This is a genomic window from Weizmannia sp. FSL W8-0401, assembly GCF_038009125.1.
GTDB classification, from domain to species: domain Bacteria; phylum Bacillota; class Bacilli; order Bacillales; family Bacillaceae_C; genus Weizmannia; species Weizmannia coagulans.
Window position 1 is genome coordinate 1,262,940 of record NZ_JBBPAG010000001.1, and the last position, 22,766, is coordinate 1,285,705.

Annotated in this window: 22 protein-coding genes; all 22 read left to right on the forward strand. The window is 49.4% G+C overall.

What is annotated here, in order from left to right:
- Positions 1-14: 14 nt before the first annotated feature.
- The 22 genes from smc (at position 15) to hslU (ending at position 22,752) form a co-directional block, all read left to right on the forward strand.
- Positions 15-3,587, forward strand: a complete 3,573-nt coding sequence (gene smc, locus NSU00_RS05955) for a chromosome segregation protein SMC (RefSeq protein ID WP_340703541.1) — start codon at positions 15-17, stop codon at positions 3,585-3,587.
- A 158-nt stretch (positions 3,588-3,745) separates the two neighbouring features.
- Positions 3,746-4,744 carry a signal recognition particle-docking protein FtsY gene (ftsY, locus tag NSU00_RS05960; RefSeq protein ID WP_029142349.1) on the forward strand — a complete coding sequence of 333 codons (999 nt, stop codon included), beginning with the start codon at positions 3,746-3,748 and terminating at the stop codon, positions 4,742-4,744.
- A gap of 184 nt (positions 4,745-4,928) precedes the next feature.
- Entirely contained in the window at positions 4,929-5,255 is a 327-nt protein-coding gene (locus tag NSU00_RS05965) for a putative DNA-binding protein (protein WP_017553259.1), read from the forward strand.
- 11 nt (positions 5,256-5,266) lie between these two features.
- On the forward strand, positions 5,267-6,610 hold the full coding sequence (gene ffh, locus NSU00_RS05970) for a signal recognition particle protein (protein WP_013859061.1): 1,344 nt from the start codon (positions 5,267-5,269) through the stop codon (positions 6,608-6,610).
- A gap of 96 nt (positions 6,611-6,706) precedes the next feature.
- Positions 6,707-6,979, forward strand: coding sequence for a 30S ribosomal protein S16 (gene rpsP, locus NSU00_RS05975; RefSeq protein WP_026104868.1), 273 nt, complete (start codon positions 6,707-6,709; stop codon positions 6,977-6,979).
- Positions 6,979-7,227, forward strand: a complete 249-nt coding sequence (locus NSU00_RS05980; RefSeq protein ID WP_280136683.1) for a KH domain-containing protein — start codon at positions 6,979-6,981, stop codon at positions 7,225-7,227. Before rpsP ends, NSU00_RS05980 begins: the two co-directional genes overlap by 1 nt.
- A 156-nt stretch (positions 7,228-7,383) precedes the next feature.
- The gene (locus NSU00_RS05985) at positions 7,384-7,776 is read left to right on the forward strand and encodes a YlqD family protein (protein ID WP_195850440.1); all 393 of its coding nucleotides are present in this window, start codon (positions 7,384-7,386) and stop codon (positions 7,774-7,776) included.
- A gap of 4 nt (positions 7,777-7,780) precedes the next feature.
- Positions 7,781-8,299, forward strand: a complete 519-nt coding sequence (rimM, locus tag NSU00_RS05990) for a ribosome maturation factor RimM (RefSeq protein ID WP_019722017.1) — start codon at positions 7,781-7,783, stop codon at positions 8,297-8,299.
- Positions 8,296-9,030, forward strand: a complete 735-nt coding sequence (gene trmD / locus NSU00_RS05995; protein ID WP_029142351.1) for a tRNA (guanosine(37)-N1)-methyltransferase TrmD — start codon at positions 8,296-8,298, stop codon at positions 9,028-9,030. The genes rimM and trmD overlap by 4 nt, the downstream gene beginning before the upstream one ends.
- A 139-nt stretch (positions 9,031-9,169) precedes the next feature.
- A complete protein-coding gene (gene rplS / locus NSU00_RS06000; RefSeq protein ID WP_013859067.1) occupies positions 9,170-9,514 on the forward strand; it encodes a 50S ribosomal protein L19 in 345 nt (114 codons plus the stop codon).
- A gap of 172 nt (positions 9,515-9,686) precedes the next feature.
- A complete protein-coding gene (gene lepB / locus NSU00_RS06005) occupies positions 9,687-10,238 on the forward strand; it encodes a signal peptidase I (RefSeq protein ID WP_013859068.1) in 552 nt (183 codons plus the stop codon).
- Between the two features lie 54 nt (positions 10,239-10,292).
- Positions 10,293-11,135, forward strand: a complete 843-nt coding sequence (gene ylqF, locus NSU00_RS06010) for a ribosome biogenesis GTPase YlqF (RefSeq protein ID WP_019722018.1) — start codon at positions 10,293-10,295, stop codon at positions 11,133-11,135.
- 45 nt (positions 11,136-11,180) lie between these two features.
- Positions 11,181-11,948, forward strand: coding sequence for a ribonuclease HII (locus NSU00_RS06015; protein WP_412101701.1), 768 nt, complete (start codon positions 11,181-11,183; stop codon positions 11,946-11,948).
- A 37-nt stretch (positions 11,949-11,985) separates the two neighbouring features.
- Positions 11,986-13,227 (forward strand): hypothetical protein, encoded by a 1,242-nt coding sequence (locus tag NSU00_RS06020; RefSeq protein ID WP_328197408.1) that lies wholly within the window; start codon positions 11,986-11,988, stop codon positions 13,225-13,227.
- The gene (locus tag NSU00_RS06025) at positions 13,224-13,514 is read left to right on the forward strand and encodes an EscU/YscU/HrcU family type III secretion system export apparatus switch protein (protein ID WP_013859072.1); all 291 of its coding nucleotides are present in this window, start codon (positions 13,224-13,226) and stop codon (positions 13,512-13,514) included. The genes NSU00_RS06020 and NSU00_RS06025 overlap by 4 nt, the downstream gene beginning before the upstream one ends.
- Positions 13,515-13,728: 214 nt before the next feature.
- The gene (gene sucC / locus NSU00_RS06030) at positions 13,729-14,889 is read left to right on the forward strand and encodes an ADP-forming succinate--CoA ligase subunit beta (protein WP_061566966.1); all 1,161 of its coding nucleotides are present in this window, start codon (positions 13,729-13,731) and stop codon (positions 14,887-14,889) included.
- A gap of 65 nt (positions 14,890-14,954) precedes the next feature.
- Positions 14,955-15,857: a succinate--CoA ligase subunit alpha gene (gene sucD / locus NSU00_RS06035; protein WP_019722024.1), complete on the forward strand. Its 903-nt coding sequence runs from the start codon at positions 14,955-14,957 to the stop codon at positions 15,855-15,857.
- Positions 15,858-16,002: 145 nt separating this feature from the next.
- Entirely contained in the window at positions 16,003-16,881 is an 879-nt protein-coding gene (dprA, locus tag NSU00_RS06040; protein ID WP_118497932.1) for a DNA-processing protein DprA, read from the forward strand.
- A gap of 268 nt (positions 16,882-17,149) precedes the next feature.
- A complete protein-coding gene (gene topA / locus NSU00_RS06045) occupies positions 17,150-19,225 on the forward strand; it encodes a type I DNA topoisomerase (protein WP_029141585.1) in 2,076 nt (691 codons plus the stop codon).
- Between the two features lie 571 nt (positions 19,226-19,796).
- On the forward strand, positions 19,797-20,699 hold the full coding sequence (gene xerC, locus NSU00_RS06050) for a tyrosine recombinase XerC (protein WP_017554460.1): 903 nt from the start codon (positions 19,797-19,799) through the stop codon (positions 20,697-20,699).
- 42 nt (positions 20,700-20,741) lie between these two features.
- Positions 20,742-21,284 (forward strand): ATP-dependent protease subunit HslV, encoded by a 543-nt coding sequence (gene hslV / locus NSU00_RS06055; RefSeq protein ID WP_019722029.1) that lies wholly within the window; start codon positions 20,742-20,744, stop codon positions 21,282-21,284.
- Positions 21,285-21,333: 49 nt separating this feature from the next.
- Positions 21,334-22,752: an HslU--HslV peptidase ATPase subunit gene (gene hslU / locus NSU00_RS06060; protein ID WP_013859081.1), complete on the forward strand. Its 1,419-nt coding sequence runs from the start codon at positions 21,334-21,336 to the stop codon at positions 22,750-22,752.
- Positions 22,753-22,766 lie beyond the last annotated feature (14 nt).

Sequence of the window (22,766 nt, forward strand, 5' to 3'; positions counted from 1 at the left end):
GGAGGGGGAATGGATTGTTTCTGAAACGTCTCGACGTGATCGGATTTAAGTCATTTGCGGACCGGATTTCCATAGAATTTGTCCCAGGCGTGACAGCGGTTGTCGGCCCGAACGGCAGCGGCAAAAGCAATGTGATCGACGCCGTCCGCTGGGTGCTCGGTGAACAATCAGCGAAAAGCCTGCGCGGCGGAAAGATGGAAGATGTCATCTTTGCCGGCAGCGATACAAGAAAACCGTTGAATTTTGCAGAAGTGACGTTAACGCTTGAAAACGAAGGCCGCGCCCTTCCGATCGATTACCAGGAAGTGAGCGTGACAAGGCGGGTATACCGTTCAGGGGAAAGCGAGTTTTACATCAATAAACAGCAGTGCCGGTTGAAGGATATCGTGGAATTGTTTATGGATTCCGGCCTTGGCAAAGAAGCTTTTTCCATCATCAGCCAGGGAAAAGTGGAAGAAATTTTAAACAGCAAAGCGGAAGAACGCCGCAGCATTTTTGAAGAGGCAGCCGGCGTTTTAAAATATAAGACGCGCAAGAAAAAGGCGGAAGTGAAGCTTGCCGAAACGCAGGATAACTTAAACCGTGTCAGCGACATTCTCTATGAACTGGAAAGCCAGCTTGAGCCGCTGAAAATGCAGGCATCGGTCGCAAAAGATTATCTGGAACAAAAGGAAACATTGAAAAATTATGAAATTGCCGTTTTGGCGTATGAGATAGAATCGCTGCATGGCGAGTGGGAATCGCTTAAGTCGCAGCTTGAAGCGCACCGGGACAAAGAAGCGGGGCTCTCTTCCGAAATCCGCAAACAGGAAGCGCAGCTGGAAGAAAAGCGCAATCAGCTGGATGCGCTCGATGAATCGATTCAAGATTTGCAGAATGTGCTGCTTGCAGCGACAGAAGAGCTGGAAAAACTCGAAGGGCAAAAAGAAGTGCTGAAAGAACGCAAAAAAAATGTCAGCGAGAACAAAGCCCAGCTTGAAAAAAATATAAAAGAAGCGGAGAACACCTTAAAAGAACTGGAAGCCCAAAAGGAAAAGATTTTGCAAACGGCGGCGGAAAATGAACAAGCCTTATCGGCCCTGAAAGAAAGCGTGAAAGAGAAGGAAGCGGGCCTTTTCCGCCTCAGCACGAATCTGGAGGAAAAAATTGAGTCTTTAAAAAGCGACTATATTGAACTGCTGAACGAGCAGGCAAGCGGAAAAAATGAAAAGCGCATGCTCGTGCAGCAGATGCAAACGTCGTTAAACCGCCTCAGCCGGCTTGAAGCCGACAACCGGAAATATGTCGAAGAACGGGAAAAGGTGCGGGAAAAGAAAAAAATGGCGGCCGGCCGCCTTGCAGAAATCAAACAGGAGCTGGAAGCGGCTGCCGGTGCCTATATGGAAAAACAAAGGCAGCTGGAGTCCGTCAACAGCCGGTATCAAAAACAGGAGTCCAATCTGTATCAGGCATACCAATATTTGCAAAAAGCGAAATCACGCAAAGAAACGCTTGAAGAGATGGAAGAGGATTATACCGGCTTTTACCAGGGCGTGCGCGAAATTTTGAAAGCCCGTGGCAAACAGCTGGAAGGCATTGAAGGCGCTGTGGCCGAGCTGGTCCGGGTGCCCGCGCCTTACGAAAAAGCGGTTGAAACTGCACTGGGTGCTTCGATGCAGCATATTGTGACAAAAACGGAACGGCATGCACGCTGTGCCATTGCATTTTTAAAAGAGCGGAAGGCCGGGCGGGCGACTTTTTTGCCGCTCGATATTATCAAGCCCCGGGCCATTCCGGAAGCAAGCCTCAAACCGCTCCGCAATGAAGAGGCATACGTCGGCGTGTGCGCGGAGCTTGTCCGCTTTGAAAGCCGCTACCAATCCATTGTGTCCAATCTGCTCGGCCATGTCCTTGTTGTCCGTGATTTAAAAAGTGCAAACAAAATCGCCAAAATGCTCGGGTACCGCTACCGCATCGTGACGCTTGACGGGGATGTCGTCAATCCGGGCGGCTCGATGACAGGCGGGGCTTCGAAACAAAACAGCGTGTCGCTCCTTTCGAGAAAAAGCGAACTGGAAGCACTAAAAGAAAAGCTTGCCGGGATGGAAAAAACAACGATGGCGCTTGAAACGGAAGTCAAAGCATTAAAAGCCGAAGTTTCCCGCGTGCAACAGGAGCTGGATGAAGCGAGGAAAAACGGCGAAGCGCTGAGGCTTGGGGAACAGCAGGCGAAAGCGGAACTGGAACGGCTTGCGGTTGAAGAAAAAAATCTGGATGAGCACCTGCTCGTCTACGATATGGAAAAACAAGAGGCGGAAAAACAGCAGGATGAAGCCCGCAAACGGGTCGGCGAACTGGAAAACATGCTGGCGCGTACTGGCGAAAAAGCGCAGGAATTGGAAGCGCAAATTGAAGCCCTGACCGTAAAGAAAAACGATGATTCGACGGCAAAAAGCCGGCTCCAGGGCGAACTCAGCGATTTAAAATCAACGCTTGCCGTAAAGATGGAGCAGGCGGCGCGCGACCGAGAAGAACTTGCGCGGCTGGACCGCGAAATCAAGGAGTGGGCGGCACGTAAAGCGCGTTATGAGGAGCAGTACCACTTTCTTACGGACGAATCGGAGAAGCACCACATGTCGGAAAGCGAACTGGCGGAAGCGGCTGAACAAAAAGCGCGCGACAAAAATGATACGCTCGCCTTTATCGCCGTGCGCAGGGAAGAACGGGCCCGGCTGACAGCAGAGATGGAAGACCTGGAACGCGGCCTGAAAGAATGGAAACGGCAGCAAAAAGGGCTCCAGCAGGCCATTCAGGATGAAGAAGTCAAAGCAAACCGGCTGGATGTGGAACTTGAGAACCGGCTTCAAAGGCTCCGCGAAGAATACACGCTCACCTTTGAAGCCGCGAAAGAAGCCCGCCCGCTCAATGTTTCCCTGGAGGAAGCGCGCAAAAAAGTGAAGTTGATCAAACTGTCGATTGATGAGCTTGGCGCCGTCAATCTCGGCGCGATCGAAGAATATGAGCGCGTATCGGAACGCTACCGGTTTTTAAAAGAACAGGAGACCGACCTGCTTGAAGCAAAAGACACCCTTGACCAGGTAATTACGGAAATGGACGGCGAAATGGTCCGCCGTTTCGATGAGACGTTTAATGCCATCCGGAACGAATTCGAACCGGTTTTCCGGGAGCTTTTCGGCGGCGGGAGAGCGGACTTGAGGCTGACGGACCCGAAAGATTTGCTTACGACAGGCGTGGAAATTTTCGCGCAGCCGCCGGGGAAAAAACTGCAAAATCTCGGGCTGCTTTCAGGCGGCGAAAGAGCGCTGACCGCGATCGCGCTTTTGTTTGCGATTTTGCGTGTGCGCCCTGTGCCGTTTTGCATTCTCGATGAAGTGGAAGCCGCGCTGGATGAAGCCAATGTATACCGGTTCAGCAAATATTTGAAACAATTCAGTGCGGAAACCCAGTTTATTGTCATCACCCACCGGAAAGGAACAATGGAAGAAGCGGACGTCCTTTACGGGGTGACGATGCAGGAATCCGGGGTATCGAAACTTGTGTCGGTCAAACTGGAAGAGTCAACCGATCTCGCTTTTCAAACGTCTTAAACAGGGCGAATCAGCGCCGGGTTTAAAAAGTAGCGCCCGTGCCAGAGCGGGCCGGCGGGATAAAAATCAGGGCGGCGTTCATTTCCAGGACCGCCCGGGCAGCTTTTATCCCGCACAAACTGACACGCAAATTCAGGAGAGCCAAAGGAAGTGGACAAATGAGTTTTTTTAAATCATTAAAAGACAAATTCACCCGGCAGGCCGATACGGTAACCGATAAATTTAAAACCGGCCTTGCAAAAACGCGCGATAATTTCTCGAGCAAAGTCAACAATCTTGTCGCGCGTTACCGGAAAATCGACGAAGACTTTTTCGAAGAACTGGAAGAAATTTTAATTCAGGCGGATGTCGGCTTCCAGACGGTGATGGAACTGATCGATGAGTTGAAAATGGAAGTGAAACGGAAAAACATCAAAGCCCCTTCTGAAGTCCAGTCCGTGATTTCCGAAAAACTGGTTGACATTTATTCAGGCGGAGAAGAAGCCCCGAACCGGCTTAACATCCAGGACGGCGCCCTGACTGTTATTTTGTTTGTCGGCGTAAACGGCGTCGGTAAAACGACAACGATCGGCAAGCTCGCCCATATGCTGAAACAGCAGGGAAAAAAAGTGATGATGGCAGCCGGCGATACATTCCGCGCCGGCGCCATTGAACAGCTTGAAGTCTGGGGAGAAAGGGTCGGTGTGGAAGTGATCAAACATTCGGAAGGATCCGATCCGGCCGCTGTTATGTTTGACGCCGTCCAGGCAGCGAAAGCAAGAAATGCGGATGTCCTGCTTTGTGATACGGCGGGCCGCCTGCAAAACAAAGTCAATTTGATGAAGGAACTGGAAAAAGTAAAACGCGTCATCGAACGGGAAATCCCGGGGGCGCCGCATGAAGTCTTGCTCGTTCTGGATGCCACCACCGGGCAAAATGCGATGGTGCAGGCAAAGACGTTTAAAGAAGCTACGGACGTAACCGGGATCGTGCTGACAAAATTGGATGGCACGGCAAAAGGCGGGATTGTGCTCGCGATCCGGAACGAACTCCATATTCCCGTCAAATTCGTCGGCCTCGGCGAGAAAATGGATGACCTCCAGCCGTTCGATGCAGAAAAATACGTGTACGGGTTGTTTTCCGATCTGATCGATGAAGTGCCGGAAGAACAAGCCTGACTGCGTGCGGGCCGCACTGCGAATCATAATAAAGCGCGCAAGCCCGCGGTATTACGTATGGCAGGGAGCCCTTCAAAGCGCGGGGCGATTGCGGGTAAACGGACTTGTTTTCATTGACAAAAAACAAGAATCTTTGTATTCTGAGTTTATGTAAAGCATTTTCACTTAACAGGGGGAAGAAGCCATGCTGGAGAAAACAACGCGAATGAATGATTTGTACGATTTTTACCAATCGTTGTTGACTCCAAAGCAGCGCAGCTATATGTCCCTCTATTATCTCGACGACTTGTCGCTTGGTGAAATCGCCGAACAATATGGTGTGAGCCGCCAGGCGGTTTACGATAATATCAAACGCACCGAACAAATGCTCGAAGACTATGAAAAAAAGCTTGGTTTATTGGAAAAGTTTCAAGCGCGCACACGAATCTTCCGGTCGATGCGCAATCTTTTGGCGCATAATGCCAATCCGGAACTGGCGCGGCTTGTCGATGCGCTTGAAAAATTGGAATAGGGGGCGGAAAAATGGCATTTGAAGGACTCGCAGAACGCCTGCAGGGCACGATGCAGAAAATCCGCGGAAAAGGCAAGGTCACGGAAAGCGACGTCAAAGAAATGATGCGGGAAGTCCGCCTTGCCCTTCTGGAAGCTGACGTCAACTTCAAAGTGGTAAAAGATTTTGTAAAAAAAGTGAGCGAACGCGCGGTCGGCCAGGAGGTGCTGAAAAGCCTGACACCCGGGCAGCAGGTCATTAAAATTGTCCAGGAAGAGCTGACCAATCTTATGGGCGGATCCCAGAGCAAGATTGCCGTTGCAAAGCGCCCGCCGACCGTCATCATGATGGTCGGCCTGCAGGGTGCCGGGAAAACGACGACATCGGGGAAACTGGCCAACCTGCTGCGAAAAAAATACAACCGGACCCCGCTGCTCGTTGCGGCCGATATTTACCGCCCCGCTGCAATCAAGCAGCTGGAAACGCTCGGAAAACAACTCGGCATGCCGGTATTTTCGCTTGGCGACAAAATCAGCCCGGTGGAAATTGCCAGGCAAGCGATTGAAAAAGCAAAAGAAGAACATCACGATACCGTCATCATCGATACGGCCGGCCGCCTCCATATTGACAGCGAGCTGATGAATGAATTGAAGGAAATCAAGGAACTTGCGCATCCGGATGAAATTTTTCTTGTCGTCGATGCGATGACAGGCCAGGATGCCGTAAATGTCGCGCAAAGTTTTAATGACCAGCTCGGCATCACCGGCGTCATCCTGACGAAGCTTGACGGCGACACGCGCGGCGGGGCGGCTTTATCCATCCGGGCCGTAACCGAAAAGCCGATTAAATTTGCCGGGATGGGCGAGAAAATGGATGCACTCGAACCGTTTCACCCGGAAAGGATGGCTTCCCGCATTCTCGGCATGGGCGATATCCTGTCGCTGATTGAGAAAGCGCAGGAAACCGTTGATGAAGAAAAAGCGCGCGCGCTCGAAAAGAAAATGCGGGATCAGTCGTTTACGTTTGAAGATTTCCTTGAGCAGCTCGGCCAGGTCCGGAAAATGGGGCCGCTCGGTGACATTTTGAAAATGATCCCGGGGGCCAACCGGATGAAAGGGATGGATAATCTGCAAATTGATGAGAAGCAAATTGCGCATGTCGAAGCGATTATCCAGTCGATGACAAAGCAGGAAAAAATCCGCCCGGACATTATCAATGCAAGCCGGAAAAAACGGATTGCGAAAGGTTCCGGCCGCCCGGTGCAGGAAGTCAACCGGCTTTTGAAACAATTTGAAGAAATGAAGAAAATGATGAAACAACTGCAAGGCATGAATCAAAAAGGCCGAAAAAAAGGCTTTAAATTCCCTTTTATGTAAAAAAGCAAGGGTGTTAAGAGAAAAGACTTTACACCATCATGATTTTCTGATATGATACAGTCTTGTGAGAAACTTTTTTGGAGGTGTATGATTAAAATGGCAGTAAAAATCCGCTTGAAACGCATGGGCACAAAAAAATCCCCGTTTTACCGCATTGTTGTGGCAGATTCCCGTTCACCGCGTGATGGACGTTTTATTGAAACAGTAGGAACTTACAATCCTGTTGTAGATCCTGCAGAAGTCAAAATCAACGAGGAAGCCGCGCTCCAATGGCTGAAAAACGGCGCCCAACCGTCTGACACGGTACGCAACTTGTTTTCAAAACAAGGCATTATGGAAAAATACCATAACGAAAAACACGGCAAATAATCATGGACCAACAGATGGATGATTTAATCCTTTCGATCGTCAAGCCGATTGTCGGCCATCCGGATGAGGTGCGAGTAGAGCGGGATGAACAAGAATCCGGAACGCTCTACCGCCTGATTGTCCATCCGGATGATGCCGGCATGGTTATTGGCAAAAAAGGGCGTACCGCAAAGGCCATCCGTACGGTCGTTTATGCTGCGGCCGGCGTGCACGGGCATAAAAAAATCCGTCTTGAAATTGCCGAATAACGGACAACGATGGATAGAACACCAGAGAAAGGGAGGCGCACACCTCCCTTTTTACATACATCTTTCGGGCTTTCCCCTCATCTTAACCGACATCCGCTTTTTCCGGCTGCTTTTATTTGGGTTGCTAATAAATGGCGAAAAGGAGGGCAGGGCATCTTGAAAATCCTTCAAAAAGTGATGGTCAAGCAAATCCTGACCGAAAAGAGCAAAGAAATGCTTTTGGATACATACCGGCAAAAGAAACAACAACTTCAAAAAGAATGTGAGCAGCTCCGGTTTGAAACGAAAAAACTGGAAAAACAAAAAAAGTTTTCGGGAACCAATTTAAAAATGCATTTTGAAAAAGAAATTGAAAGCCGGCAGGAGAAAATCAAACTGGTGGAGTTTCAAATTGAACAACTGCTTTTGCTTCCGATCGGGACGGAATTAAAAGAAAAAGAAATGCACGCTATTGTTGACGTCCGGGAAGGCGACGACTGGAGTGCGGTGACAAAAGAGAAATCGATTATTATAAAAGACGGCATCATCCATGAAATTCGCGAGAGGTGAGAATATGACACAATGGTTTAATGTCGGCAAAATCGTCAATACACACGGCATCCGCGGAGAAGTGCGGGTCATTTCCAAAACGGATTTCAAAGCGGAACGGTATAAACCGGGCAATACGCTTTACTTGTTTCTTCCCGGCTGCAATGAACCGGTTGCGCTTACGATTGAATCTCACCGGGTGCATAAGCAGTTTGATTTGCTGAAGTTTGAGGGCTTTGATTCGATTGGGGAAGCCGAGAAATGGAAAGGCGGCATGCTGAAAGTTTCCGAAGAACAGCTGGATGAGCTTGGCGAAAATGAGTTTTATTTTCATGAAATCATCGGCTGCGAAGTCGTGACAACCGCAGGCGAGAAAGTCGGGACGGTAAAAGAGATTTTAACGCCCGGGGCAAATGACGTCTGGGTGGTGAAAACAGCGCAGCAGAAAGAGGCGCTAATTCCGTATATTGAAGACGTCGTCAAAAAAGTCGACAAAAAAGAAAAAAGAATTGTAATTGAACCGATGGAAGGGCTTTTGCCATGAAAATGGATATATTGACTTTGTTCCCGGAAATGTTTGAAGGCGTTCTCGGATCTTCTATTTTAAAAAAAGCAGAAGAAAAAGGGATCGTCCATTACCATCTGGTCAATTTCCGCAAATACAGCGACAACAAGCATAAAACCGTCGATGACTACCCGTACGGCGGCGGGGCGGGCATGGTGTTAAAGCCCCAGCCGGTGTTCGATGCAGTAGAAGACCTGCTTGAGGGGAGCAAAAAAAAGCCGCGCATCATTTTGCTCTGCCCCCAGGGAGAAACGTATACGCAGCAAAAAGCGGAAGCGTTTGCGAAAGAAGAACATCTGATCTTTATTTGCGGCCACTACGAAGGGTATGATGAACGGATCCGTACACTTGTAAGCGATGAAATTTCAATCGGGGACTATGTGTTAACGGGCGGCGAGCTGGGCGCAATGGTCATGATCGACAGCATCGTCCGCCTGCTTCCCGGTGTTTTGGGCAATGAAACTTCGCCTGTTACCGATTCTTTTTCAACCGGGCTGCTGGAACATCCGCATTATACGCGTCCGGCGGATTTCCGCGGGATGAAGGTGCCGGACGTGTTATTATCCGGAAATCACCGGCTGATTGAAGAATGGCGCGAAAAAGAGTCGCTGTACCGCACCTATACGAGGAGGCCGGACCTTTTGCACGGCGTGACGCTCTCCGAAAAGCAAAAAGCGTGGCTGAAAGAATGGGAAGAAATGCACGGATAGCTGTTGCAATCGGCATGCGTTTATGCTAAGATTGCATTTGTGGTTTGCTTGAAAACAAGGCAGGCCACCGTAAAACGATGTTCCGCTGCAAATAAGATGGAAGATTTGCAAGAGCATTTGTTGGAAGGAGTTGAATACGATGCACAATATTATTGACGAAATTACAAAAGATCAACTTCGCACTGATCTGCCTGCTTTCCGCCCGGGGGATACGGTCCGCGTCCATGTAAAAGTTGTCGAAGGTTCACGCGAACGTATCCAGGTTTTTGAAGGTGTGGTCATTAAACGCCGCGGCGGCGGGATCAGCGAAACGTTTACAGTCCGGAAAGTTTCTTACGGCGTCGGCGTTGAGCGTACATTTCCGCTCCATACACCGAAAATTGCGAAGCTTGAAGTCGTGCGTCGCGGTAAAGTTCGCCGTGCGAAACTTTACTACCTGCGTAATCTGCGCGGTAAAGCCGCCCGTATTAAAGAAATCCGCTAATTTGCTGCAACGGCTGTTCGAAAAGGGGCTATCATGGCCCCTTTTCTTCATACTTATACATAAATAACCCGGGTGCCGTCTGAGGTTTTCAATCGGCAACCAATCCTGTTATAATGCAAAATATCAGGGAATATACACTTAATGGATACATGGAATGAGGCGGTGTAAATAAATGGAAAAACAGAAAAAACCAAAAAATGAACTGTTCGAATGGGTGAAAGCGCTGCTGATCGCTGTGGCACTGGCCGGCATTTTGCGCTATTTTTTCTTCGCCCCGATCGTGGTCGACGGTTCTTCCATGATGCCGACTTTGAAAAACGGCGACCGGATGATTGTAAATAAAATCGGGACCCCGAAACGGTTCGACATCGTCGTTTTCCACGCCCCGGAAGGCAAAGATTATATCAAAAGGGTCATCGGGCTGCCGGGCGACCGGATCGAGTATAAAAATGACGTCCTGTATATTAACGGGAAAGCGTATAAAGAGCCTTATCTCGATAAATATAAAAAAGCCGTTGCCGACGGACCGCTTACGGAAGATTTTACCTTAAAAGATTATATCGGGCGCGACACGGTGCCAAAAGGGCAGATTTTTGTGATGGGCGATAACCGCCGGTACAGCAAAGACAGCCGCCAGATCGGGACCATTCCGCTTAGCAAGGTGGTCGGGGAGACAAACTTTGTATACTGGCCGGTGAAAGATGCCCATATGATCAATAAATAAGCGCCCGGCAGCTGCACATTTTACGGAAAAAAGTAACCGTGATGGAGTTGACGCATGATGGCAATACAATGGTTTCCGGGCCATATGGCGAAGGCAAGGAGAGAAGTGACCGAAAAATTAAAACTGGTCGATATCGTTTTTGAACTGCTGGATGCAAGGATCCCGGTTTCCTCCGCCAATCCGATGCTGGATGAACTGATTCAGCAAAAGCCGCGGATCAAATTGTTGAACAAGGCGGATATGGCGGATCCGGCTGCTACAGCCCGCTGGCTTGAAATATTATCCGGCGGCAATACGCATGTCCTTGCCATTGACGCGCAAAGCGGAAAAGGGCTCGACAAAATGGTGAAACTGGCTGAACAGATTTTGCAGCCAAAATGGGAGAGACTGCGGGCAAAAGGCATCCGTCCGCGTGCGATACGGGCGATGATTGTCGGGATACCGAACGTCGGCAAATCGACGCTCATTAACCGGCTTGCCGGGAAAAATATCGCCAAAACCGGCAATACGCCGGGCGTGACAAAAGCGCAGGCATGGATAAAAGTCGGGAAAACGATGGAACTCCTCGATACGCCCGGAATCCTCTGGCCGAAATTCGAAGACAAGGAAACCGGCTATAAGCTCGCCTTAACCGGCGCAATTAAAGACACGATCCTCAACCTGCAGGACGTTTCCGTATTTGGCCTGCGTTTTCTTGAAAAACATTATCCCGACGCATTAAAAGCCCGGTATAAGCTCGGGGATATCCCGGACATCGTACCCCTTTTTGACCATATTGGGCGCTTGCGCGGCTGTTTGCGGGCGGGAGGGGAAATCGATTACGACAAAACGGCTGAGGTGATTATCCGTGATATCCGCGGCATGAAACTGGGGCCTCTGACATTTGATTTGGGATAAGCGCCTCCGTAAAAGGGGCGCTTATTTTTCATAGGAGGGGAAACATTGAAAATCAGTGATATTGAAGCGCGGCTTTCAGAAATGACAAATCCGTCCGATCCGTTCGTCCAGAAGTTGCGCCGGGATGAACGGAAAGGGGCACAAAAAGCGCTGGAAAAATGGATGAGAAAATTAGAAAAAGAGCGTGAACAGCTTGAAAAATTCCGGGAGATGTCCCGGTTTGAAGACGCCCTGCGCCGCCACGGCTGCCGCCTGATCGCCGGAATTGACGAGGCAGGCAGGGGGCCGCTTGCCGGTCCGGTTGTAGCCGCTTGCGTCATTCTTCCGGAAGATTTTTGCCTGCCCGGACTGAACGATTCCAAACAGCTTTCCGAAAAACAGCGGGAGGCCTTTTTTGCGCACATTCAGGAGGAAGCCCTTGTCGGCGTCGGCTTTGCCAGTGCAGAAGAAATTGACCGGATGAATGTTTACGAGGCGGCCAAAAAGGCGATGCTTGCGGCTTTGGGCCATTTGCCCGCTTCTCCGGACCATTTGCTGATCGATGCGATGGAAATTCCGGCCCCGTACCCGCAAACTTCGATTGTAAAAGGGGATGCGAAAAGTATTTCAATTGCCGCGGCTTCCGTGATTGCAAAAGTAACGAGAGACCGGTATATGCGGGAAATGGATGAAAAATATCCCGGGTACGGTTTCGCCATACATAAGGGCTACGGGACGAAAAAACATCTGGAAGCGATCATGAAGCTTGGCCCATGCCCGATCCATAGAAAATCGTTTGCGCCGATTAAAGACAGGCCGGCAATCCGCCGATAAATAAGCAAGAAGGAAGAAACAGGGCGGGGGGGTAAGCATGCAAATTTCTTTTGGCAAACAACCATTTATTAAAGCCGGCTCAAATATCCGCACGTTTTCTTTTCAAACGGGGCAGATTTTTTCCGGCGCCATCCAAAAACTGTTTCCAAATGACACCGCACTTATCCGGGCAGGCGGGCGTGCGTTTGCCGCGAAACTCGAAGTGCCGCTTGAAGCCGGAAAAAACTACTGGTTTCAAACGGTTTTGGTCGATGGTGAAGTCCGGCTGAAAATGCTCTCGGAAGCCGATGCAAACGGCAATGCCGGCAAAGCTTTGCTCCCGCAAATGCAGCTGCCGCCGGGGAAAACGTTCCAGTCCCTTGTCTCGTACTTGGCTGAACGGGGGATTCCGTTTACAAAAAATGACATTGCCGCAATCGGCGCATGGCTGAAGCATGTGCCGGATCTTGCAAACGGGCTGGAAACGGCTGCCCTCATGCTGCAAGAAGGCTTTCCTGTGACGGAGGGCGTGTTCACTTCTCTCCGTACCTTCGTGCAAAACACACCGGTAGATCAGCTTTTAAACCGGCTGCAGCAGGCGCTTCAGCAGGGGGAACAGACGCCGGAAACCAGGCAATTGCTTGCGCTTATCAGGGAACTTGGGGCGGGCAACGGGCAGGTGACAGGAGAGGCGCTGCGCCTGCAAATCAAAGAGAAGATTCAAAAAATGGGGCTTTTTTATGAGGCGGGGCTTTTGCATGGGGATAAAACCGCGGACAAGGGCGGGCTGCCTTTAAAAGCGTTGCTTGTTGAGTTGCTGCAAAAAGGCGGGGGAACAAAAGCAGCCCGGGATGCAGCAGACGAAATCGTGCAGAAACTGAACGGCCAGCAACTGCTTTCGCTTCCCGGCGGGGCGGTGCAGCACATTTGGATGGAAATTCCGCTTTCTTTCGCGCGCTTTCAAACGAATGCCGTTGTGCAATGGTCAGGCAGGCGGAAAAAAGACGGAAAAATAGACAGTAACTATTGTAAAATCATTTTTTACTTAAATCTTCAGTTTATGAAAGAAACATTGGTCGAGATGAATGTGCAAAACCGGATCGTTTCCATCCGCATTTCCAGTTTGAAAAAGGGCCTCCAGGAAGCCGTAAAGCCTTTTTTGCCGGCCTTAAAGGAAGGCCTTTCCAAAACCGGTTACACATTGTCTGATGTCCGGTTCGGGGAATTCCAGCCGGGTGCTGTGCGTGCCGCGCTCAGCCGGCCGGACGTTTCCGGGAAAGGGGTTGACCTTAGGATATGAAGGATCCACAAAAAGACATAAAAGAAGCGGTCGCGCTCCAGTACAGCCCGGATGCGCATTCCGCCCCTGTCGTGAAGGCAAAAGGCAAAGGGGACACGGCCAGGCGGATTATCGAAGAGGCAAAAAAAGCGAATGTCCCGATCCAGCAGGACCCGGATCTTGCCGCGCTGCTCGGCCGGCTCGATATCAACGAAGCGATCCCGGAAGAACTGTATGCGGCTGTGGCCGAGGTGTTTGCCATGATTTACCGCCTCGACCAGTCGCTAAAAAACAAGGATATCAAATGAACGAAAGTTTTACATCAGGCCTAGGCGCCCATTTGAATAAAGATTGCGATTCACAGCAGGCAAACGAACGGTGAAATTCCGTCCATTTTATACTGCAAAAAATATTTTTGAATAATAATAGCCATTTTAGTTCATTATGGTAGACATCTTTTCCGATGTTTATTAAAATGAAAGCGCAGTTAATTTTTTGAACAGTTTGATAGGAGGATGGAACATGAATATTCACGAGTATCAGGGCAAAGAGATCCTGAGAAAATACGGGGTCGCTGTGCCGAACGGGAAAGTGGCCTTCACCGTGGATGAAGCGGTGGAAGCGGCGAAATCGCTCGGAACAGATGTATGTGTGGTAAAAGCGCAAATTCATGCCGGCGGCCGCGGAAAAGCAGGCGGCGTCAAAGTGGCAAAAAATTTGGATGAGGTTCGTACATACGCGCAGGAACTGCTTGGCAAAACGCTTGTGACGCATCAGACAGGCCCTGAAGGCAAAGAAGTGAAGCGCCTCTTGATTGAAGAAGGGTGTGACATTCAAAAAGAATACTATGTCGGCCTTGTTTTGGACCGTGCGACAAGCCGGGTTGTGCTGATGGCTTCTGAAGAAGGCGGCACGGAAATTGAAGAAGTGGCGGCCAAAACACCGGAAAAGATTTTCAAAGAAAGCATTGACCCGGCAGTCGGCCTGTTGCCGTTCCAGGCGCGCCGCATTGCATTCAACATCAATATTCCTGCTAAACTTGTAAATCAGGCTGTTAAATTTATGACAGGCCTTTATCAAGTATTTGTGGAAAAAGACTGCTCGATCGCGGAAATCAATCCGCTTGTTGTAACCGGCGACGGAAAAGTGATGGCGCTCGATGCCAAATTGAATTTTGATTCGAACGGCTTGTTCCGCCAGCAGGATATTCTGGCATACCGCGATCTCGAAGAAGAAGACCCGAAAGAAATTGAAGCGTCGAAATACGATTTGAGCTATGTCGCCCTTGACGGCAATATCGGCTGCATGGTAAACGGCGCCGGCCTTGCGATGGCGACAATGGACATTATTAAATATTACGGCGGCGATCCGGCCAACTTCCTTGATGTCGGGGGCGGCGCAACGGAAGAAAAAGTAACGGAAGCGTTTAAAATTATTTTATCGGACGAAAAAGTCAAAGGCATTTTTGTCAACATTTTCGGCGGCATTATGAAATGCGATGTCATTGCTTCCGGCGTGGTTGCAGCCACAAAACAGGTCGGGCTCGACATTCCGCTCGTTGTCCGTCTTGAAGGGACCAATGTGGAACTCGGGAAGAAAATTTTAAACGAATCCGGGTTGAAAATTGTGGCAGCTGAATCGATGGCAGACGGCGCACAAAAAATTGTCGAACTGGTCAGCTAACAGCAGCTGTTCATTCGGGCCAAATGCGAACAAATATTCTTGAATGAAGAAGGCAGGGGAAAAAAGTGAGCATTTATGTAAATAAAGACACGAAAGTCATTGTCCAGGGGATTACCGGGAAAACGGCGCTTTTCCATACAAAACAATGCTTGGAATACGGAACGAAAATTGTCGGCGGCACAAGCCCTGGCAAAGGCGGGACTGAAGTAGAAGGCGTGCCGGTCTTTAATACGGTGGAAGAAGCCGTTAAAACAACGGGCGCAACCGTTTCGGTTATCTTCGTGCCAGCTCCGTTTGCGGCAGATGCGATTATGGAAGCGGTCGATGCAGAACTCGATCTTGTTATCTGCATTACTGAGCATATCCCGGTGTTGGATATGGTCAAAGTGAAACGTTATATGGAAGGGAAAAAAACGCGCCTGATCGGGCCGAATTGCCCGGGCATCATCACGCCAGATGAATGCAAAATCGGCATTATGCCGGGTTATATCCATAAAAAAGGCCATGTCGGGGTCGTTTCCCGTTCCGGCACGCTGACTTATGAAGCCGTCCATCAGCTGACGCGCGCCGGCATCGGCCAGACAGGAGCGATCGGCATTGGCGGTGACCCTGTGAACGGCACCAACTTTATTGATGTATTAAAAGAATTTAACAATGATCCGGAAACAGAAGCGGTCATTATGATCGGTGAAATCGGCGGGACGGCGGAAGAAGAAGCTGCCAAATGGGTTCAGGCAAACATGAAGAAACCGGTTGTCGGATTTATCGGCGGTGTCACAGCGCCTCCTGGAAAACGGATGGGCCACGCCGGCGCTATCATTTCAGGCGGCAAAGGAACTGCAGCCGAAAAAATCCGCACGATGAACGAATGCGGCATCCAGGTGGCTGAAACGCCGGCGGTCATTGGGGAAACGCTGATCCGTGTCCTGAAGGAAAAAGGCCTTTACGAGAAATGTAAAAACCTTTAAGTTGCGGCACCGGCCGTCCCGGAACCCGCATTTTCCGGGGCAGCTTGGTGAAACTGCCCGGATCCGGCTGCCATTTTAAGCGTGCAGCCGGGTCCTAAATATTTTGTTTTTTTCAATGAAATACGGTCTGAAAGCGAGGAAAACAATGGAACCGTTAAAAATCAAATACATTCATTTGGACCATTGCAGGGGGATTTCCCGTGGGCAAAAAATGAAAATCCTCGAATTTGATCCGCTGCTTGAAAAAATCTGTCGGATTCCCCCTGAAACACTGCGCGCCATGCTTCAGATGCAAAAGGAAACGTTTGAACGATTTTATGAAGACCTCCTTCATCTTGACATCAACCCCTATTTAACCCTCTACCGGGAAAAACAGATCCGGATGACAGCCCGTTTTGAACCGGAATATCCGCCGCTTCTGAAAGAAACGTACCAGCCTCCTGCCATACTCTATTCAATCGGAAATATATCATTGCTGAAAAAACGTGCGCTGGCCGTTGTCGGATCAAGAAAGGCCGGTTCCTATGCGGAAAAAGCCGCCGATCATTTGCTGCCGCCCCTGATCGAAAAACAGTTTACCATTGTCAGCGGGCTGGCGAGAGGGGCGGATGCGATTGCCCACCGTGCTGCCATGAAATTTGGGGGAAAGACGATTGCGGTGCTCGGAAGCGGATTTTTTCATATTTATCCGCGGGAAAATACAGGGATGGCGGAGAAAATAAAACAGGGCCATTTACTCCTGTCGGAATATCCGCCGTTTACGCGCCCTGAAAAATGGCGTTTTCCGGAACGCAACCGGATCATCAGCGGCATTTCGGAAGGTGTGCTCGTGCTTCAGGCGGAAAAACGGAGCGGCTCTTTGATCACGGCAGATTACGCCCTCCAGGAAGGGCGGGAAGTTTTCAGCGTGCCGGGAAACGTTCTGGACAGCCTGTCGGCAGGAACGAACCATCTCATCCAGCAGGGCGCAAAACTGGTGACGTGCAGCGCGGACATTTTGGAAGAACTGCTTCCGGCAAGGTAAAATTGTCAGGGAAAATTCATAAATGGGGAGCGATTTTCCGATTTTGTGAAAAAACGCATGATTTTTGGATAAAATGTATATAAAATAGAGAAAGAATAGATAAAATTTTCAAAATGAAATCGTTTGCTGTGTTGATTTTTCATCATCCGTGCTGTTACAATTGACAAATGCGGGTATCCATGCCCATAATTACAGATGATTTTGTTTGGAAAATGAAAGCAAAGTTGCTGCAAAGAGAGGGTATAAGCTCTCCAGGGAGGATTTTTGAATGTCAGACTACTTAGTGATTGTAGAATCACCTGCAAAAGCGAAAACGATTGAAAAATATTTGGGAAAAAAATATAGAGTGAAAGCTTCCATGGGGCATGTGCGCGACTTGCCGAAAAGCCAAATGGGGGTGGATGTGGACGACCATTTTACACCGAAGTACATTACAATCAGGGGCAAGGGGCCAGTCTTAAAAGATTTGAAAAACGCGGCCAAAAAAGCTAAAAAAGTCTATCTTGCCGCCGACCCTGACCGCGAAGGGGAAGCGATTGCCTGGCATCTCGCCAACAGTCTGAATCTGGATGTGCATTCGGACTGCCGCGTCGTATTTAATGAAATTACAAAGGACGCGATCAAAGAATCATTTAAACATCCGCGCCCGATCAATATGGACCTTGTCGACGCCCAGCAGGCAAGGCGGATTTTGGACCGCCTCGTCGGTTATAACATCAGCCCGCTTTTATGGAAGAAAGTGAAAAAAGGTTTGAGTGCGGGCAGGGTACAGTCCGTTGCCGTCCGCCTCATCATTGACCGGGAAAATGAAATCAAATCGTTTGTGCCGGAAGAGTACTGGACAATTGCGGGATCCTTTAAAAAAGGGAAAGACACGTTCCAGGCATCTTTTTACGGTGTGGACGGAAAAAAAATGCAGCTGAAGTCAGAAGCGGATGTGAAAAAAATTACCGGCCTGCTGAAAAGCGACAAGTTCCAGGTTTCTTCCGTCACGCACAAAGAGAAGAAACGGAATCCGGCACCGCCGTTTACGACTTCTTCCCTGCAACAGGAAGCCGCCCGGAAACTGAACTTCAGGGCGAAAAAAACAATGATGGTGGCCCAGCAGCTGTATGAAGGCATCGACCTTGGAAAAGAAGGCACTGTCGGGCTGATCACGTATATGAGAACAGACTCGACCCGGATTTCGGATGTCGCAAAAACAGAAGCCAATCAATATATTCAGGAAAAATTCGGGGAAAACTATTTGCGCCAGGAAGAAAGAAAAGAGAAAAAGCAGGCAAATGCCCAGGATGCGCACGAAGGGATCCGGCCAACAAGCATTTTCCGGGACCCGGGTTCGCTCAAGTCCTTTTTAAGTAGAGACCAGTATAAGCTGTACAAATTGATTTGGGAACGCTTTATGGCCAGCCAGATGGCCCCTGCGATACTGGATACGATGAGTGCCACGCTGGCAAACGGCACAGTCTTGTTCCGGGCTTCCGGTTCAAAAATCCAGTTTCCGGGCTTTATGAAAGTGTATGTGGAAGGTTCCGACGACCAGCAGGAAGAAGGCGAACGTTATTTGCCGCATCTCGAAGAAGGGGATGTTGTCCACTCCGAGTCGATCGAACCGAAACAGCATTTCACCCAGCCGCCGCCACGCTATACCGAAGCCCGGCTTGTCAAAACACTGGAAGAACTTGGAATCGGGAGGCCGTCCACCTATGCGCCGACATTGGATACAATCCAAAAGCGCGGCTATGTGGCACTTGAAAATAAGCGGTTTGTCCCGACAGAGCTCGGCGAAATCGTGCTCGAACTGATCCGGGAATTTTTCCCCGAAATCATAGATGTCGAATTCACCGCTGATATGGAAAAAGACCTGGATGAAATTGAAGAAGGAAAAGTGCCATGGGTCCAAGTCATTGATGCGTTTTATCAAAATTTCGAAGCCCGCCTGAAAAAAGCGGAAAACGAAATGGAGAAAATCGAGATCAAAGATGAAGAAACGGGGGAAATGTGCGAGCTGTGCGGAAGCCCGATGGTGTATAAAATGGGGCGTTACGGCAAGTTTATGGCTTGCAGCAATTTTCCTGACTGCCGCAATACGAAACCAATCGTTAAAAAAATCGGCGTCACTTGCCCGAAATGCGGCAAAGGCGAAATCATTGAGCGGAAAACAAAGAAAAACCGCATTTTCTACGGGTGCGACCGTTATCCGGAATGCGATTTTGTCTCATGGGATAAGCCGGTTGGCAGGAAGTGCCCGAAGTGCGGCGACATGCTTGTTGAGAAAAAACTGAAAAAAGGGACGCAAATCCAGTGCGTGCATTGTGATTATAAAGAGCAGTCGGTGGAATAATGATTGGGCCATGCCGGAACTTTACAGCCTTGCGCGGAGCGGGCGGCAAAGTTCGGGCTGATGAAAATGAATATTTACATTTTTACGAGAAAATACAACTTATTCTTTTACTTCTTGCAGCAGCTGGTGTAAAATGCTTAAAGGGCAGTTGCGACAAAAAACGACAGATTTCCCGAATCGTTGGCGGCACCGTCCAAAAGCTTTTCAGTAAACGGCATTCCCGGCTTTTCACGGGTAGGAAGCGCCAGTCAAGAGGACAATTCAAAAATTTATGAAAAATATGTAACATTCGTTGCAATCCGATCCGGAAATGTGTTATGATTTAACCGGATTTCCGAATGCCGTCTCTTGGCTTCGAAGCATATGAGCCGGCGGGAGACGGCATTCGGTTGGCACAAGCCGGGGATGACGGACACCCGGCCCGGCGCAAAAATGCCGGCTGGCGGGTTTGTCCGGGCCGCTTTGCCGGGCCGGAAAAAATGGCAATAACCCGGAAAGCCCCTGTGATCCATCAACGTGAAGGGTGGAGTAAAGCAGGCCCGTTTCCCCGCACATGTGAGGTGTTAAACAGATGAACGGCGAACTGTCCGGCTATTTGCTTTCTTTTATGGAATACATGCAAGTGGAAAAAAACTATTCCGCATATACAATCAAATTTTACCGTCTGGATCTGGAGGATTTTTTTGTGTTTTTAACCGCACAGGGGATCGCCTCGCTAGACGAGGTGGGGTATCCGGCAGGGAGGCTGTATTTGACAACGTTGCATGAACATGGGTACAGCCGCGCCACGGTAGCACGGAAAATATCCAGCATTCGCAGTTTTTTCAAATTCCTGATGCGGGAGCAGATTGTCAAGGAAAATCCCTTCGCACTTTTATCACAGCCGAAACAACATAAGCGTCTGCCCAAATTTTTTTATGAGGAAGAAATGGAGCAACTATTTGCGGCATGTGAAGGGGATGATGCATTGTCCCGGCGCAACCGCGCTTTGCTCGAAATCCTGTATGCGACCGGCATCCGCGTGAGCGAGTGCGTCAATATCCGGTTGCAGGATATTGATTTTGAATTCGAGACGATCCATGTAAAAGGGAAAGGAAAAAAAGAACGGATCGTGCTGTTCGGCCATTTTGCAGGGGAAGCCGTTTCGGATTATATGGCGCATGCACGGAAAACGTTGATGCGCGGCAAAGAAGACCATTCCTATTTATTTGTAAATGCACGCGGCGGCGCATTGACCGATAAAGGTGTCCGCTATATTTTAAATGAAATGATCAAAAAAGCGGCACTGACCGGAAAAATTCATCCCCATATGTTGCGGCACACATTTGCAACCCATTTGCTGAACCACGGGGCTGATTTGCGCACAGTACAAGACCTTCTTGGGCATGAAAGCTTGTCTTCCACGCAAGTCTACACACATGTAACCAAGGAGCATTTGCGGAAAACCTATATGGCTTACCACCCGAGAGCATAGCAATGCAAGGCGGTTCGCTTTGATTACATAGGAGGTGCTGATATGGGTGATTTTCACGCAACCACAATATTTGCCATCCGCCATAACGGGAAAAGCGCAATGGCAGGGGACGGGCAGGTGACGCTCGGAAACGCCGTCGTGATGAAAAACACGGCCAAAAAAGTCCGCCGGCTGTTTAACGGAAAAGTGCTGGCCGGTTTTGCGGGCTCAGTTGCGGATGCTTTTACGCTTTCCGAGATGTTTGAAGGAAAACTGCAGGAATATAATGGCAACCTGACGCGTGCAGCAGTGGAACTGGCCAAAATGTGGAGAAGCGATAAAGTGCTCCGAAAGCTCGAAGCGATGCTGATTGTCATGGATGAAAACAATTTACTGCTTGTCTCGGGAACGGGGGAAGTCATTGAACCGGATGACGGCATCCTCGCCATCGGCTCGGGCGGCAATTACGCGCTCGCTGCCGGCCGCGCACTGAAACGGCATGCGGCAGAAAACTTTACCGCAAAAGAAATTGCGCGGGCTTCCCTTGAAATCGCATCTGAAATTTGTGTATTTACAAATTCAAACATTATCGTGGAAGAGTTATAAGCGGAATGGGCAGCCGATACCGGTATATTTCCATAAAGGAGTGAGCGGATTGGCCAACACGTTTAGAAAAACAAACAGTTTGACACCAAGGCAGATTGTTGAGCGCCTGGACCAGTATATTGTCGGCCAGAAAGAAGCGAAGCGGGCAGTTGCCGTGGCGCTCAGGAACCGTTACAGAAGAAGTCTGTTGTCTGAAAAAATGCGGGAAGAAATTATTCCTAAAAACATTTTGATGATCGGGCCGACCGGTGTCGGAAAGACGGAAATCGCAAGAAGAATGGCGCGGCTTGTCGGTGCCCCGTTCGTCAAAGTGGAAGCCACGAAGTTTACGGAAGTCGGATATGTCGGCCGGGATGTGGAGTCGATGGTACGCGACCTTGTCGAGACGGCTGTCCGGCTTGTAAAAGAAGAAAAAATGAACGGCGTGCGCGATCAGGCGGAGAAAAATGCAAATGAGCGCCTCGTCGATTTGCTTGTCCCGTCGCGGAAGAAGCAGGGGAATTTCAAAAACCCGTTTGAAATGATTTTTGGCGGCGGCGGGCAGCAGGACACGGCACCGGATGAAGAGGAGGAGGAGTACTCCAAAAGGGAGCAGAAACAGCGTATACGGGAAAAACTCTTAAACGGTGAACTGGAAGGTGAGCCGGTTACCGTGGAAGTGGAAGAGCAGGCCCCGTCCATGTTTGATTTGTTCCAGGGTTCCGGCATGGAACAAATGGGCATGAGTGTGCAGGACGCGCTTGGCAATCTGCTGCCGAAAAAAACGAAACGGCGGAAATTGCCGGTCAGGGAAGCAAGAAAAGTGCTTGCGCAGGATGAGGCACAGAAACTGATCGACATGGACGAAGTGACCCAGGAAGCCATTTTCCGGGCGGAACAAACCGGCATTATCTTCATTGATGAAATCGACAAAATCGCCTCCAAAAATGGGAGCGGATCCCAGGCGGATGTATCGAGGGAAGGCGTCCAGCGGGATATTCTGCCGATTGTCGAAGGTTCGACGGTTGTCACAAAATACGGCTCCATTAAAACGGATTATATTTTGTTTATTGCTGCCGGCGCTTTCCATATGGCAAAACCGTCCGATCTGATCCCCGAACTGCAAGGGCGTTTTCCGATCAGAGTGGAGCTTGAAAAACTGACTGTTGAGGACTTTGTCAAAATTCTTGTCGAACCGGATAATGCCCTGGTGAAACAATATATTGCATTATTGGAAACAGAAGGTATACAAATAGAATTTTCTGACGAAGCTATTACCAGAATTGCTGAAATTGCTTTTGAAGTGAACCAAAATACCGATAATATCGGGGCGAGAAGACTTCATACCATCATGGAAAAACTGCTCGAAGATCTTTCTTTCGAAGCACCGGACATTCATTTGGAAAAGGTGTCCATCACCCCGCAGTATGTGGACGAAAAGCTCGGCGCGATCTCACAGAACAAAGATTTAAGCCAGTATATTTTATAACCGTTTTGAAAAAT